Source organism: Faecalicatena contorta (assembly GCF_001404335.1).
GTDB lineage: Bacteria > Bacillota > Clostridia > Lachnospirales > Lachnospiraceae > Faecalicatena > Faecalicatena contortus_B.
In genome coordinates this window covers 14,228-28,653 of the sequence record NZ_CYZU01000065.1, presented here as the reverse complement: position 1 = coordinate 28,653, position 14,426 = coordinate 14,228, and the positions used below count along the sequence as shown (strand labels likewise).

Genomic DNA, 14,426 nt, shown 5'->3' with positions numbered 1-14,426 from the left:
ACGGAGGGCAAAGGGGTCAGACCCCTCTGAAGAGGGGTCTGACCCCTTTGCCCTCCGTCCTTAAAAAATTACATAAAAAAGAGAAAAAAGTACAAACGGAAGAACGGAAAATCATATACAATGATAGATAGTGAAAATTGCATAATCAGACAATTTATGATAAAATAAAAGAGGTTTTGGATGAGGTGAGTGCATGAAAAACGGGCTGACACATATTTACTGTGGAGATGGAAAAGGGAAGACGACTGCCGCAACAGGGCTTGCTGTCAGAGCGGCCGGAAGCGGTATGAAGGTTCTTTTTTCGCGTTTTCTGAAGAATGAGGATTCCGGAGAACTAAAGATTCTGGATGCCGTGGAGGGAATTACGGTACTCCATATGGACAAATCATTTGGATTCTTCAACACGCTGTCCGACGCGGAGAAAGCAGAGGCGCAGGAGACTTATGCCCGGCTGTGGGATACAGTTTGTGAAAAGGCTTTATCCGGAGAGTATGATATGCTTGTGGTCGACGAGTTTATGGCTGCTTATCATTACGGCCTTATTGATCACGCTAAGTCGCTGGCCTTTTTGGAAAAGAAACCTAAGGAACTGGAGGTCGTCCTGACCGGACGGAATCCGGACGAAAAGTTGATCGGACTTGCGGATTATGTTTCCGAGATCCGGAAAATCAAACACCCCTTTGACCGGGAGATCCAGGCAAGACGGGGAATCGAGTATTAGGGGGAGATACCTCCGATAAAAAGCAGCCAAAAGGGGAATGTTACCCTTTCGGTATATAGTTCAGGTCTGGCATACAATTTAAAAGTAAGCTGTCCAAGTGGAGTATAGAATCTGCAGCGGACGGCCGCAGGGGAAGCAGGTGGGAATCCTGCACAATACCCGTTGCTGTATAGGTGGAATGGTATCCATGATGTCACTGTGAGAATTCTCATGGGAAGGCGGAATACCGTGTTGATGCCTGAGTCAGAAAACCCGCTTTTAAATGGATCTGAATGGTTACGGGGATATGACCGGGTGTTATGCCGCAGATCTCATACGATTTTGTGGTATACCTGGGAGGTATTTCGAGACAACATATCACAAAAAAGGAGAGAGAAACATGTCAAAAAAAGAAAAATTCTTACTCAAGGCAGCCATCGCGTTTGCGCTGATGTTTGCCGTCACACCGGCAGTGAATGCAATGCACATTATGGAGGGGTACCTTCCGGTTAAATACTGCATTGCCTGGGGCGTTATCTGTGTCCCGTTCCTGGTTGCCGGCCTGATTTCCCTGAAAAAAAGATTAAAAGAAAACAGAAAGACCATCACATTGATTGCAATGGCGGGGGCGTTTATTTTCGTGATTTCTTCCCTGAAGATTCCTTCCGTGACGGGAAGCTGTTCCCATATGACGGGCACAGGGCTGGGGGCAATCCTATTTGGTCCGGCGGCAGTCAGCGTACTGGGAATTATCGTGCTTTTGTTCCAGGCGATTCTGCTGGCACACGGCGGACTGACAACACTGGGGGCAAACACATTTTCCATGGCTATAGCGGGACCGCTTCTGTCATTTGGAATCTTTCAGCTCTGTAAAAAAATGAATGTGAACCGAAAAGTATCCGTTTTTCTGGCGGCTTTTCTGGGCGATATCTTTACATACTGTGTGACCAGCATCCAGCTTGCGCTCGCTTACCCATCCGAGGCCGGCGGTGTTGCGGCATCTGCCGTTAAATTTCTGGGTGTATTTGCACCGACCCAGCTCCCGCTGGCAGTAATCGAAGGCATCCTTACGGTTATCATCGTCATCGGCCTGGAATCTTATGCAAAACCGGAACTCAAGGCAATTGGATTTTTAAAGGAGGCAAAATAGGATGAGTAAAAATATGAAAACAGTTATTATTCTTCTGATCGCAGCTGTATTAATTGCAATTGTGCCCTTGTTTGTGAAAAAAGGCGCTGAGTTCGGCGGTTCTGATGACGCGGGGAGCGTCATGATAGAAGAGATTCAGGGGGAATACACTCCGTGGTTTACACCGGTGCTGGAGACCGCACTGGGCGGCGAACTGCCGGGTGAGGTAGAAAGCCTGATCTTTTGTATCCAAACAGGGATCGGGGTCGGCATCATCGCTTTTGTGATGGGACGATTCGTAGAAAGAAAAAAATGGCAGAAAAAGATGGAATAAGATTCCGGGAAGGAAGGCGGCATGATTGTAGTAGATAAGCTCTGTTATCGCTCCAGATTAAGATACGTAAATGCGGGTGAGAAATTTGCATTTTCCATGATAACTCTGCTGTTCTGTGTGGTCAGCCGCTCACTCATCGTTGCAGGCGTGGTGTTTGCAGTCAATACATACCTGACCGTGAAAAAAGGGCGTATAGCGGCGGGACAATACGGAAAGCTGCTGGCGGTGCCTTTTACATTCCTGATATTGAGTACACTTGCGATTATAGTCAATATCTCAAAAGTCCCACTGGATGCTTATGCAATTCCAGTGGGCAGCTTTTTTATCACAGGGAGTTATCATTCCCTTCTATTCGGGATACAGCTGATTGCGACGGCCATGGCGAGTGTGTCCTGCCTGTACTTTTTATCACTCAATACGACGATGACAGATATTCTGGACGTGCTGGCAAAACTGCATTGCCCCGAGATATTGACGGAGCTCATGCTTCTGATCTACCGGTTCATCTTTGTGCTTATGGAGACTGCTTCCGCCATGATGGTGTCACAGAAGTCCAGGCTGGGCAACAAAGATCTGCGGACCTCGGTCAGTTCCTTCGGGAAGATGGGGGCGGGCCTGCTGCTCCGTGCGTTTAAGCGATCCAATGCATTGTATGATGCGATGGAATCCAGGTGTTACGACGGCAGGATCAGAGTACTTGCGGAACATCATCCGGCCAGAAAAAAAGAGGTCGCTGCAATCGCAGTGTTTGAACTAATCCTGCTTGCACTGACAATATGGAGGAGATTCTTATGAATACAGAGGAACAGGATGTCATAATAGAGGCGAGAGATGTCCATTATGCTTATGAAGAAGGCGGCCCACACTCCCTAAACGGGGTAAACCTGAAAATAAAAAGGGGGAAGAAGGTGGCATTCATGGGTGCAAACGGCTGCGGAAAGTCCACTTTTTTTCTATGCTGCAATGGGATATATAAACCGGATAAGGGAATGGTTCTATTTGAAGGAAAGCCGGTGGATTACTCTAAAAAGGGATTGCTGGATCTTAGAAGCAGGGTCGGCATTGTCTTTCAGGATCCGGATAATCAACTGTTTTCGGCAAGCGTGTACCAGGAGATTTCCTTTGGAATCCTGAACATGGGTGTAACGGAAGAGAAAGCAAGACAGGAAGTGGACCAGGTGATTGGCCATCTTGAGATAACACCCTTCCGGGACCGTCCGGCCCATGCCCTGAGCGGAGGACAGAAAAAGCAGGTTTCCATCGCCGACATCCTGGTGATGCATCCGGAAGTCATCATACTGGACGAACCGGCGGCCGCGCTGGACGCAAAACATACAAAGATCGTTAATCAGATTGTAGATGGGCTGGCGGAAGAAGGGATTACGATTCTGATGGCTACGCACGATATTGATTACGCACTGTCCTGGGCTGATGAGATCGTGCTGATGCATGAAGGAAAAGTACTGCGCCATGCGGATCCCGTGACTGTGTGTACGGATCAGGAGGCGCTGGCTATGACCAATCAGGAAGAACCAGCCGTCTTGAAGCTGTTTGAACGGCTTCAGAAAAAAGGAATACTGGGAAGCGGACTGAAGCCGCCTGTGAATATAAGAGAACTTGAACATTATATAGAGGTCTCCTCAAGGGCATAAGAGGCGGAGAAGGCCGATACCAGAGAGAATAGGAAAGAGAGGGAGCAGGAAATGGATAAGATAACAGGTAAGAAGGCAATACTTGTCGTGAGCTTCGGGACAAGTCATCTTGACACTCTGGAGAAAAACATAACGGCAATTGAAAAGCAGGTTGGGGAGTCATTTCCGGACTACAGAATCTATCGTGCATTTACCAGCAAGATGATCAAGAACAAACTGCAGAAAAAGGAAAATATATTCGTAGCGAATGTGAAAGAAGCTATGGAACAGATGGCAGAGGACGGCATAGAGCAGGTTATTGTACAGCCGACTCATATCATCAACGGGATTGAGAATGACAGAATGCTCAGGGACGTGATGGATTACACAGACAGATTCCGCAGGATACGCGTGGGAAATCCGCTTCTTACCAGTGTGGATGACTATAAGAAATCCATTCATGCCATGATGTCGGAGGTCACCCTGGAGGAAGGCGAGGCGCTGATCCTGATGGGACACGGCACAGACCATCATGCGAATTCAGCATACCCGACCCTGGAGTATACCTTCCACTCACTGGGATATAATCAGGTGCTGGTGGGCACGGTAGAAGGCTTTCCTGATCTGAGGAACGTCATGACGAAACTGGAAATCTCCGGAATCCGAAAGGTGACGCTGATGCCGTTTATGGTAGTGGCGGGTGACCATGCGAAGAACGATATGGCAGGGGAGGATGATTCCTGGAAGGCAGAACTGGAGGACGCCGGCTATGAAGTGAAAGCACTGATCCGGGGGTTGGGCGAGATGAAGGGAATCCGCAATATCTTTATCGAACATATTGAAGCCGCTATGTAACAGAGAGAGGAGAAAGGCCATGGAAAAACAGCTGCCAAAGGGCAGGACGCAGGGAAAGACAGTATGGAAAAATCAAAAGCAGCTGCGCTCGGGATATACCACCGGCAGCTGTGCGGCTGCGGCAGCCAAAGCCGCCGCGTACATGCTCCTTTCAAAAGAAGTCATTACACAGGTATCCCTACTGACTCCGAAAGGCATCACATTGTACTTGGACATCGAGCAGATAGACATTGGCCCGGACCGGGTCCGGTGTGCCGTCCAGAAGGACAGCGGGGACGATCCGGATATTACAGACGGCATCTATATCTATGCAGAGGTGAAAAAGACTGCGGATGGGTCCCTTCGCCTGGATGGCGGAGAAGGGGTCGGAAGAGTTACAAAGAAAGGACTTCAGCAGGAGATCGGAGAGGCTGCAATTAATAGGGTTCCCAGGCAGATGATTCTGGGGGCGGTCGAGGAACAGAGAGAGAGGTTCGGCTACAGCAAAGGGCTGGAGATTGTAATCACGGTTCCCGAGGGCAGAAAACTGGCTTCGAAGACATTTAACCCCAGACTGGGGATCGAAGGAGGCATCTCGGTGCTGGGCACAAGCGGGATTGTAGAGCCGATGAGTGAAAAGGCCCTCACGGATACGATTTTTCTGGAAATGAAAGTATTGAAGGAAAACGGGCATGACTGGTGTTATGTGGTGCCAGGCAATTATGGGAGCGATTTTCTGACAGAGACTTTAAAATATGACGGCAGACTGGCCGTAAAATGCAGCAACTATATCGGCGAGACCATCGATGATGCGGTGAGCCTGGGAATGAAAGGCATTCTGCTGATCGGCCATGTGGGCAAACTGGTTAAACTGGCAGCCGGAGTCATGAACACCCATTCCCGCCAGGCGGACTGCCGGATGGAAGTGCTCGCCTCCCATGCGGCAATGGCAGGCGCCTCAGCGGCGGATGCAGAGAAAATCATGGACTGTATCACGACAACGGAAGCCCTGGATTATTTGAAAGAACGACAGTTACTGCGCCCTGTAATGGAGACGGTAATCAGACGGATTGAATATCATCTGAGGCAGCGCGCAGGTGATAAGCTGACAATCGGGGCGGTCGTATTTTCCAAAGAGGAAGGGATACTAGGGAAAACGAAAAATACAGAGGAATTATTGGAACAGATCAGAAGGGAGCAGGTATGAGCGAAGGAACAATGTATACCCAAAGGGCACCCCGTAATTCATGCCCTGCGGGCGAATCCGCAGTAAACTGCGGAATCATGTATGCAGTAGGTGTGGGACCGGGAGATCCGGAGCTGATGACGCTGAAGGCGGTGAACACCATAAAAGAATGTGAGGTCGTTGCCATTGCGGTTTCAAGCCCGGAGTTGAAGGACGCGGTATACGAGGAGGCAGGCACTGAGAGCAGAATGCCTGTTTACCTTGAAAAATGTATAGCATGGCAGATTGTCCTGCCCGTGATCCCGGAGATTGCCGGTAAAGCAAAGCTGTTCCTTCCTATGCCGATGATGAAGGAAAAGACACAGCTGAAAGAGATTCATGACAAATGCGCGGATAAGACAGAAGAAGTTCTGCGTTCGGGCAAAAATGTGGCGTTTATTACGTTGGGGGACCCCAGTGTATACTCCACCTGTCTCTATGTCCACAAGCGTTTGAAAGAACGGGGATGCAAGACCAGCCTGGTGCCCGGCATCACTTCTTTCTGCGCGGCAGCGGCCAGGATGGACTCCGGCCTCGTGGAAAACAGGGACGAATTACATATTATTCCGGCCTCCTATGGGATCGAGGAAAGCCTGGAGATGCCGGGAACCAAGGTCCTGATGAAGGCCGGAAAAAAGATGCCTTACGTAAAACAGGCAGTGAAAGAGAAGAAGCTACGGGTTCAGATGGTGGAGAACTGCGGGATGCCCGGAGAGAAGATCTACTTCCAGGCGGAGGACATTCCGGATGAGGCGAGCTATTATTCACTGATCATTTTAAAGGAGGAAAAGTAAATGATTGCATTTGTTGGGGCAGGAGCCGGAGCAGCAGATCTGATTACCGTGCGCGGACAGAAGTATCTGCAGGAGGCTGACATCATTGTATATGCAGGGTCCCTTGTAAATCCCGCATTGCTGGAGGTTAGAAAAGATGGCTGTGAGGTACATAACAGTGCGTTAATGACCCTGGAGGAAGTGCTGGACGTCATGATCCGGGGAGAGAAAAATCACAAGAGGGTGGTGCGTCTCCACACCGGAGACCCGTGTCTGTACGGCGCGATCAAGGAACAGATGGATGCACTGAAACAAGAAGGCATTGACTATGAAGTCTGCCCGGGAGTCAGTTCATTCTGCGGGGCCGCTGCAGCGCTGGAGGCAGAGTATACCCTTCCCGGGGTATCTCAGTCCGTGGTAATTACCAGAATGGCCGGCAGGACACCGGTGCCGGAGAAAGAGTCCATCAGGAGCTTCGCCGCACACCGTGCAACCATGGTCATATTCCTGAGCACGGGAATGCTTGCGGAACTGGAAAAAGAACTGCTGGCGGGGGGGTATGAGAAGGATACACCGGCAGCTATTGTGTATAAGGCCACCTGGCCGGAACAGAAAGTCTGCCGCTGTACCGTGGACACTCTGGCTAAAACCGCGGAGAGCGAAGGCATTACCAAGACGGCGCTGATTGTAGTCGGGGATGTGCTGGAGGGCGGCTATGACCGATCCGAACTTTATAATCCGTCTTTTACTACGGAATTCCGGAAAGCAAGCAGAGAGGGGAAGACAAATGAGTAAGGTATATGTGGTAGGGCTGGGGCCCGGGGCGGACAGGCAGATGACACTGGAGGCAAGGGCGGCGCTGGATACATGCCAGGTCATCGTAGGCTATACGGTGTATGTGGATCTGATTAAACAGCAATATCCGGAGAAAACGTATCTGACCACTCCCATGACCCAGGAAGTAAAGCGCTGCCGGATGGCGCTGGGTGAGGCGGCAGGGGGCAGAGACGTGGCGATGGTGTGCAGCGGCGACGCCGGGATCTATGGCATGGCCGGCCTGATGTACGAGACAGGAGCGGAGTATCCGGATGTGGAGATCGAGATTGTGCCGGGGATTACCGCCGCAAATGGCGGCGCCGCGGTACTGGGAGCGCCTTTGATGCACGATTTTGCAGTGATCAGCTTAAGCGACCTGCTGACGCCATGGGAAAAGATAGAGAAGAGGCTGAAGGCGGCCGCCATGGCGGACTTTGTGATCTGCCTGTATAATCCGTCCAGCCGGAAGCGTAAGGACTACCTGCAGAAGGCCTGCGACTACATGCTGGAGTATAAAAGCCCGGATACGGTCTGCGGCACCGTGCGCAATATCGGGAGAGAAGAGGAAGCCTGCGGGATCCTGACCCTTGGAGAACTGAGAGATACGGAGGTTGATATGTTTACCACCGTGTTTGTCGGAAATGAACAGACAAAAGAACTGAACGGGAAGATGGTAACTCCCAGAGGATATCGGAATGTGTAAAGAAAAACAGATCATTTATCTCACCGGAATCGGGATGGGAAACAGAAACTCCCTGACCGCACAGGCGGAACAGATATTCCGGGAATGCGACTGCATTATCGGGGCTCAGCGGATGACTAACGCCCTGCAGTCATTTGGAAAGCCCGTATTTCACTCTTATAAACCGAAGGAAATCCACGATTTTCTGAAAGCACACGGAGAATACAGGAAGGCGGCGGTGGCGCTTTCCGGAGATCCCGGCTTCTACAGCGGGGCCAGAAAGCTGAAAGAAGAGCTTGCGGATTATCCGGTTTATACGATACCGGGAGTATCTTCTGCGGTGTATCTGGCGGCAAGACTGGGGATTTCCTGGGAAGACGCTGCTCTTGTGAGCATACACGGAAGAAAACAGAACTTCATTTATGAGATCGCAAAACACGAGAAGACATTTCTGCTGTTCGGAGGAATCGAATGCGCCCGTGAGATTTGTGAGAAGATACGTGATTATGGCCTGGGTGAGACCGAATTTTACATAGGAAAACATCTCTCCTATGAAGAGGAGGAGATTCTCCATAAAAGGGGCAAAGAGCTGAAACCGCAGGATCTTGACGGTCTTGCCGCCGCGTATGTACTGAACCCCAGTCCGGATAAGCGGGTCTGCCTGCATCTGGAAGATGAAGAGTATATCCGCGGCAGGGTGCCTATGACAAAATCGGAAATCCGGGCGGTCAGCCTCGCAAAACTTGCGCTTACGGAGGATGCCGTGCTCTATGACGTAGGCGCTGGAACCGGGTCAGTCAGCATGGAAGCAGCCTGCCAGTCGGGAAGCATCCGGGTGTATGCCATCGAGAAAAATCCGGAGGGCGTAGAACTCATCGGCCAAAACCGCAGGAAGTTCTGCTGTGACCAGGTGCAGATCGTGGAGGGAACGGCGCCGGAGGCAATCGAGACGCTGGAGCCGCCGACCCATGTATTTATCGGAGGCAGCTCCGGTAATCTAAAAGATATCTTAAGACGAGTACTGGAGAAGAACCCTGATGTACGGATCGTGCTGAATGCCATCTCTCTGGAGACGGTAAAAGAGGCCATGGAAGCGCTGGAGGAGGGGCTCCTGCCCGATGCGGAGATCGTGCAGCTGACCGCAGCCAAATCCAGGAAACTGGGTGCTTACCATATGATGACGGGACAGAATCCCGTATACATTATTTCTGCCGGAAAACGTAACTGTTTACGGCTCCGTGAATAGTAACCGGATAACGGCAGTACGGACAGGAACTGAGAGGAGAAGAGCAGGTATGCAGATTCCAAGTTTTATGATAGCCGCTGCTTCCAGCGGGAGCGGTAAGACCGTGATTTCCTGCGGACTGATGGCGGCTCTGAAACAGAAGGGGATGAAGGTGGCCGCATGCAAATGCGGACCGGATTATATTGACCCCATGTTCCACCGGGAAGTTCTGGGGATTGAATCCGAGAACCTGGATTTATTTTTCTGCGAGCCGCAGGTCATGCGGGCCTTATTTCATGAGCATGCGGAACAGGCAGACATAACGGTTATAGAAGGGGTCATGGGATATTATGACGGAATGGCGCTGGACAGTGAAAGAGGCAGTTCCTACGATGTGGCGCGGACCCTGAAGGCGCCGGTAATTCTCGTTGTCCCGTGCAGGGGCATGGCGCTTTCTGTTCTTCCTGTCATTCAGGGGATCCTTGGATTCCGCAAGGACAGCAATATCAGCGGGATCCTGTTAAACCGTGTATCCGGGATGCTCTATCCGAAGATGAAACGGATGATCGAAACCGGCCTGGCACAGGCGGGGTATCCGATCCCTGTGATAGGCTATGTGCCGGAGAATCCGGTGTTTGGGCTGGAGAGCAGGCATCTGGGCCTGGTGACGCCGCAGGAAATCGGAGAGATCAGAGAGCGCCTGGAAGAGGCCGGAAGGATCCTGTCAGAGACCGTGGAACTGGATTGCCTGCTGAAGATCGCTGCACAGTTTTCGGGGGGAATGCCGGAGGTCTGGTACAGTGATAAAAAGGCGTTTTATGCCGCAGGCACAAAAGCCGCGCGGGCGAAGCAAACAGGAGGGAAAGAACCTGCTGCCGGTGCTACGGTCAGGATTGCGGTTGCCAGAGATGAAGCCTTTTGCTTTTACTATAAAGACAATCTGGAATTTCTGGAAAAGGCGGGCTGTGAGCTGGTTCAGTTCAGCCCCTTAAGAGACCGCTCTCTTCCGGATGACATCCAGGGCCTTATCCTGGGAGGCGGCTATCCCGAGCTGTATACAGAGCAGCTGGAAAAGAATGCGCCCATGCGCAGTTCGGTAAAACAGGCGCTTGCAGACGGCCTCCCCTGCCTTGCAGAGTGCGGCGGCTTTCTGTATCTGCATGAAGAGATGGAGGACGATAAAGGCATTGTACGCCGAATGGCGGGAGTGATACCAGGAAAAGCATTCCGGACAAAGCGCCTGGTACGCTTTGGCTATATAGAATTGGAAGCCATGAAAGCGGGGCCATATCTGGAAAAAGGGGAAAAGGTAAGAGGACATGAGTTTCATTATTGGGACAGTACAGACAATGGAACAGACTGCCTTGCCGTCAAGACCGATCGTAAAAGAAAGTGGGAATGCATTCACATGGAAGGCAGCCTGTTCGCAGGATTTCCCCATATCCACTTTTATTCAAACCAGGCATTTGCCGGCCGTTTTATAGAAGAATGTAAAAAAAGGAGACCTTGAGAAATGACTGCAGAAAAAGAAGATATGACATTGGAAAGACTGAGGGTGCAGATCGAGCCGGCCGATGAAGCCAGCGCTGAGGCTGCCCGGAGGCGGTGGATGTCCGTGGCAAAGCCCCTGTTCAGCCTGGGGAAGCTGGAGGATGCTGTCATTAGGATTGCGGGGATGAAAAGAAGCGCCCAATATGAACTGAAAAAGAGGGGCCTGGTTATCATGTGTGCGGACAACGGCGTTGTGGCGGAGGGGGTCACACAGACGGGTCAGGAAGTCACAGCAATCGTTGCGGATAATTTTACGAAAAAAGCGGCAAGCGTCGCAATCATGAGTGAGGTCGCGGGCGCGGATCTGTTTCCGGTGGATATCGGGATGGTGACAGATGTTCCTTCCGTTACGAGGGCGGACAGAAAAGTGGCCTGCGGCACGAAAAATCTGGCAAAGGAACCGGCCATGAGCCGGGAGGAAGCCTGGCAGGCCGTGGTGACAGGGATCCGGATTGCGGGAGAACTCAAAGAGCAGGGATATGACATTCTGGCCACCGGTGAAATGGGAATCGGCAATACGACGACAAGCAGCGCTGTGGCAGCAGTCCTTCTGGACAGGCCGGTGGAAGAGGTGACTGGCAAAGGTGCCGGACTGACAAGTGAAGGCCTGGAACGCAAAATCAGTGTGATCAAAGAGGCAATCCGCAGACACAGGCCGGACAGGGACGATGCCCTGGATGTGATGGCAAAAGTCGGAGGCCTGGATATTGCCGGGCTTGCCGGAGTCTATCTGGGCGGCGCGCTTTATCATATTCCGGTTGTTGTCGATGGCTTTATCTCTGCAGTTGCAGCGCTGTGCGCAGCCAGGCTCGTGCCGGCATCGCTGGATTATATGATGCCCTCCCACGTATCCAAGGAACCGGCGGGACAGATGCTGCTGGATGCGCTTGGGCTGGCGCCATTTCTGACCTGCGACATGTGCCTTGGGGAAGGAAGCGGCGCGGTGGCGGTATTTCCGCTCCTGGAGATGGGGCTGCAGGTATATCTGCAGATGAGCACCTTTGAAGAAACAAATATTGAGAAATACGAAATACTAAAATAAAGTAAATCCGGAGACACACGCTAAGACAGGGCAGTGATGTTACCGGGAGTAATCTGAGAAAGAAAAGAGGAACCTTATGTATCTGCTGAAATCCTGTGCGATTGCATTTTCTATGTATTCTAAAATTCCTATGCCGCGGGTGGACTGGAATGAAAAAAATATGAAGTATGCGATGTGTTTTTTCCCGGTAGTCGGGGCCGTGCTTGGCGTTCTGGAAGTCATAGTGGGCGGACTTCTGCTGGACTTCGCCACAGGTAAGTTTCTGCTTGCGGCGGCAATGACGCTGCTGCCCGTGCTGGTGACCGGAGGCATCCACATGGACGGCTTTATGGACACCATGGATGCGCTCAGTTCCTACGGTGACCGGGAGAAAAAGCTGGCTATTCTGAAAGACTCTAATTCCGGGGCGTTTGCGATTCTCGGCATGTGCTGCTATTTTCTGTGGAATGCCGCGGTATGGAGTGAAGTGACCAAAGATATGCTGCCGGTGATCGCATGCGGATACGTGATTTCCCGCTCCATGAGCGGATTCTCTGTCGTAACTTTTCCGGCGGCGCGCAACAGCGGGCTGGCGAGGACATTCCAGGACGGGGCCCAGAAAAAGATCGTGCGTGCAGTGACAAGCCTGTGTTTTCTTGCCGCAGGTGCGCTGATGCTGGTCCAAAGCCCTGTGCTGGGAGCAGCAGCTCTGGCGGCAGCGGTATTGGTATTTCTATACTATAGGCATACATGTAAAAAACAATTCGGGGGCATAACCGGAGATCTGGCGGGGTACTTCCTGCAGCTCTGTGAACTGGCCATGCTTACCGTGATTGTTCTGGCAGGAGGGATTGGATGGAGATAATCATGATCCGGCATTTTCAGACACCGGGAAATATTGAGAAAAGATATATAGGAAGAACTGATGAGCCGCTGGCAGACCTGAAGGGAAGGGAGCAGCTTATCCGAGAAAGGCAGGACTTCTGCCGGGATGCGGAGCAGGTAATCATAAGCCCCATGAAAAGATGTATCCAGACGGCAGCCTGCATATTTCCGGATAAAACTCCTGTTCTTTGTGAGAAAATGCGGGAATGTGACTTTGGTCTTTTTGAAATGAAACGCTATGAAGAATTGAAAGAGATTCCGGCTTACCAGGAATGGCTGGAATCAAACGGGACCATAGCTTTCCCAGAGGGGGAGGATCCGGAGCTGTTCAAACAGCGCTGCGTGGAGGGATTTTGCGAATGCGTGGACCGTCTGATCTCGGAAGGTGTGAAAAAGGCGGCCATGGTAGTACACGGCGGCACGATTATGGCGGTGCTGTCCCGCATTGATGAAGAAAAAAGAGAGTTCTATCACTGGCAGCCGGAAAACGGCGGAGGATACCGGGTGGTGCTGGATGAAGAAGCCTGGCGTCAAGGCAGCAGAGTAAGCGGGGAGATTGAGAAGTTATGATGTCACTGATCGCCTGTGGGACAGGATTTATATTAGATTTTATATGCGGCGATCCGGTGTGGCTTTATCACCCGGTGAGGCTGATTGGGGCCTTGATTGCATGGCTGGAAAAAAAGGCGAGGGCCCTGTGCGGGAGGGATGAAAAGAAACTGCTACGGGCAGGAACCGTGCTCTGTATCCTTGTGATTGCGGTATCGGTTGCGATACCCTGTATCTTCTTGTATGCCGCAGGGAGGATCCATCCGGCGCTGCGGTTCGTACTGGAGAGTTTCTGGTGCTATCAGCTTCTGGCGGCGAAGTCCTTAAAGCAGGAGAGCCGGAAGGTATACGATGAGATCAAAAAAGGAGACCTTCCGGGAGCACGCAAAGCCGTGTCCATGATTGTAGGAAGAGATACGGATCAGCTGGATGAGGCGGGCGTGGTTAAGGCAGCAGTGGAGACCGTAGCTGAGAATACTTCTGACGGAGTGACGGCCCCTTTGATCTTCATGATGATTGGCGGTGCGCCCCTTGGATTTTTCTATAAAGCGGTTAATACGATGGACTCCATGATCGGTTATAAAGATGAAAAATATCTGTATCTGGGAAGGACTGCCGCAAAGCTGGATGATGTGCTGAACTTTATCCCGGCAAGGCTGTCCGCCTGGCTGATGACGGCGGCCGCATATCTGCTGGGGATGGACGGAAAGAATGCCTGGAGAATCTACCGGAGGGATCGGATGAACCATGCCAGCCCGAATTCCGCCCAGACAGAAGCTGTTTGTGCCGGGGCGCTCCGGATACAGCTGGCGGGGGATGCATGCTATTTTGGAAAGCTGTATAAGAAAAAATACATTGGGGATGCGCTCAGGCCCGTGGAGGCGGAGGATATTGTGAGAGCATGCAGACTGCTCTATGGGACGGCGGTTCTTACATTTCTTCTGGCAGGCGCAGTAAAGATTCTGCTGCTCTTGTTCTGGTTCTAAACCATAGAAGAGGCCATCCCATAACACAGGCCCTAGCGCGTGTCTGCAATTTTGTTTCGAATATGGCATATAACGAAAATAAGGA

Annotated in this window: 16 protein-coding genes and 1 riboswitch; all 16 genes read left to right on the top strand. The window is 51.5% G+C overall.

The window, feature by feature from the left end:
• Positions 1-193: 193 nt before the first annotated feature.
• The 16 genes from ARB69_RS22275 (at position 194) to cbiB (ending at position 14,341) form a co-directional block, all read left to right on the top strand.
• Positions 194-721 carry a cob(I)yrinic acid a,c-diamide adenosyltransferase gene (locus ARB69_RS22275; RefSeq protein ID WP_055155025.1) on the top strand — a complete coding sequence of 176 codons (528 nt, stop codon included), beginning with the start codon at positions 194-196 and terminating at the stop codon, positions 719-721.
• Positions 722-799: 78 nt separating this feature from the next.
• Positions 800-996: riboswitch (cobalamin riboswitch) on the top strand.
• A 104-nt stretch (positions 997-1,100) separates the two neighbouring features.
• Entirely contained in the window at positions 1,101-1,850 is a 750-nt protein-coding gene (locus ARB69_RS22270; RefSeq protein WP_025657094.1) for an energy-coupling factor ABC transporter permease, read from the top strand.
• Position 1,851: 1 nt separating this feature from the next.
• The gene (locus ARB69_RS22265) at positions 1,852-2,163 is read left to right on the top strand and encodes an energy-coupling factor ABC transporter substrate-binding protein (RefSeq protein ID WP_050639819.1); all 312 of its coding nucleotides are present in this window, start codon (positions 1,852-1,854) and stop codon (positions 2,161-2,163) included.
• A 21-nt stretch (positions 2,164-2,184) separates the two neighbouring features.
• Positions 2,185-2,958: a cobalt ECF transporter T component CbiQ gene (cbiQ, locus tag ARB69_RS22260; protein WP_050639820.1), complete on the top strand. Its 774-nt coding sequence runs from the start codon at positions 2,185-2,187 to the stop codon at positions 2,956-2,958.
• Positions 2,955-3,815: an energy-coupling factor ABC transporter ATP-binding protein gene (locus tag ARB69_RS27805; protein WP_050639821.1), complete on the top strand. Its 861-nt coding sequence runs from the start codon at positions 2,955-2,957 to the stop codon at positions 3,813-3,815. Before cbiQ ends, ARB69_RS27805 begins: the two co-directional genes overlap by 4 nt.
• A gap of 51 nt (positions 3,816-3,866) precedes the next feature.
• Complete coding sequence (locus tag ARB69_RS27800; protein WP_055155024.1) at positions 3,867-4,649, top strand: sirohydrochlorin cobaltochelatase; 783 nt, start codon at positions 3,867-3,869, stop codon at positions 4,647-4,649.
• A 19-nt stretch (positions 4,650-4,668) separates the two neighbouring features.
• Complete coding sequence (cbiD, locus tag ARB69_RS22245; protein ID WP_050639823.1) at positions 4,669-5,835, top strand: cobalt-precorrin-5B (C(1))-methyltransferase CbiD; 1,167 nt, start codon at positions 4,669-4,671, stop codon at positions 5,833-5,835.
• Between the two features lie 77 nt (positions 5,836-5,912).
• Positions 5,913-6,647, top strand: a complete 735-nt coding sequence (gene cobI, locus ARB69_RS22240) for a precorrin-2 C(20)-methyltransferase (RefSeq protein WP_050640024.1) — start codon at positions 5,913-5,915, stop codon at positions 6,645-6,647.
• Positions 6,648-7,421: a precorrin-4 C(11)-methyltransferase gene (cobM, locus tag ARB69_RS22235; protein ID WP_055155023.1), complete on the top strand. Its 774-nt coding sequence runs from the start codon at positions 6,648-6,650 to the stop codon at positions 7,419-7,421.
• Positions 7,414-8,145: a precorrin-3B C(17)-methyltransferase gene (cobJ, locus tag ARB69_RS22230; protein WP_055155022.1), complete on the top strand. Its 732-nt coding sequence runs from the start codon at positions 7,414-7,416 to the stop codon at positions 8,143-8,145. The genes cobM and cobJ overlap by 8 nt, the downstream gene beginning before the upstream one ends.
• Complete coding sequence (locus tag ARB69_RS22225) at positions 8,138-9,370, top strand: bifunctional cobalt-precorrin-7 (C(5))-methyltransferase/cobalt-precorrin-6B (C(15))-methyltransferase (RefSeq protein ID WP_050639826.1); 1,233 nt, start codon at positions 8,138-8,140, stop codon at positions 9,368-9,370. Before cobJ ends, ARB69_RS22225 begins: the two co-directional genes overlap by 8 nt.
• A gap of 49 nt (positions 9,371-9,419) precedes the next feature.
• A complete protein-coding gene (locus ARB69_RS27795) occupies positions 9,420-10,859 on the top strand; it encodes a cobyrinate a,c-diamide synthase (RefSeq protein ID WP_055155021.1) in 1,440 nt (479 codons plus the stop codon).
• A 24-nt stretch (positions 10,860-10,883) separates the two neighbouring features.
• Entirely contained in the window at positions 10,884-11,942 is a 1,059-nt protein-coding gene (gene cobT / locus ARB69_RS27790) for a nicotinate-nucleotide--dimethylbenzimidazole phosphoribosyltransferase (RefSeq protein WP_050640025.1), read from the top strand.
• Positions 11,943-12,018: 76 nt separating this feature from the next.
• The gene (gene cobS, locus ARB69_RS22210; protein ID WP_050639828.1) at positions 12,019-12,786 is read left to right on the top strand and encodes an adenosylcobinamide-GDP ribazoletransferase; all 768 of its coding nucleotides are present in this window, start codon (positions 12,019-12,021) and stop codon (positions 12,784-12,786) included.
• Complete coding sequence (locus tag ARB69_RS22205) at positions 12,777-13,376, top strand: histidine phosphatase family protein (protein WP_055155020.1); 600 nt, start codon at positions 12,777-12,779, stop codon at positions 13,374-13,376. The genes cobS and ARB69_RS22205 overlap by 10 nt, the downstream gene beginning before the upstream one ends.
• Positions 13,373-14,341, top strand: a complete 969-nt coding sequence (cbiB, locus tag ARB69_RS22200; RefSeq protein ID WP_050639830.1) for an adenosylcobinamide-phosphate synthase CbiB — start codon at positions 13,373-13,375, stop codon at positions 14,339-14,341. Before ARB69_RS22205 ends, cbiB begins: the two co-directional genes overlap by 4 nt.
• The last annotated feature ends 85 nt before the right edge of the window (positions 14,342-14,426 follow it).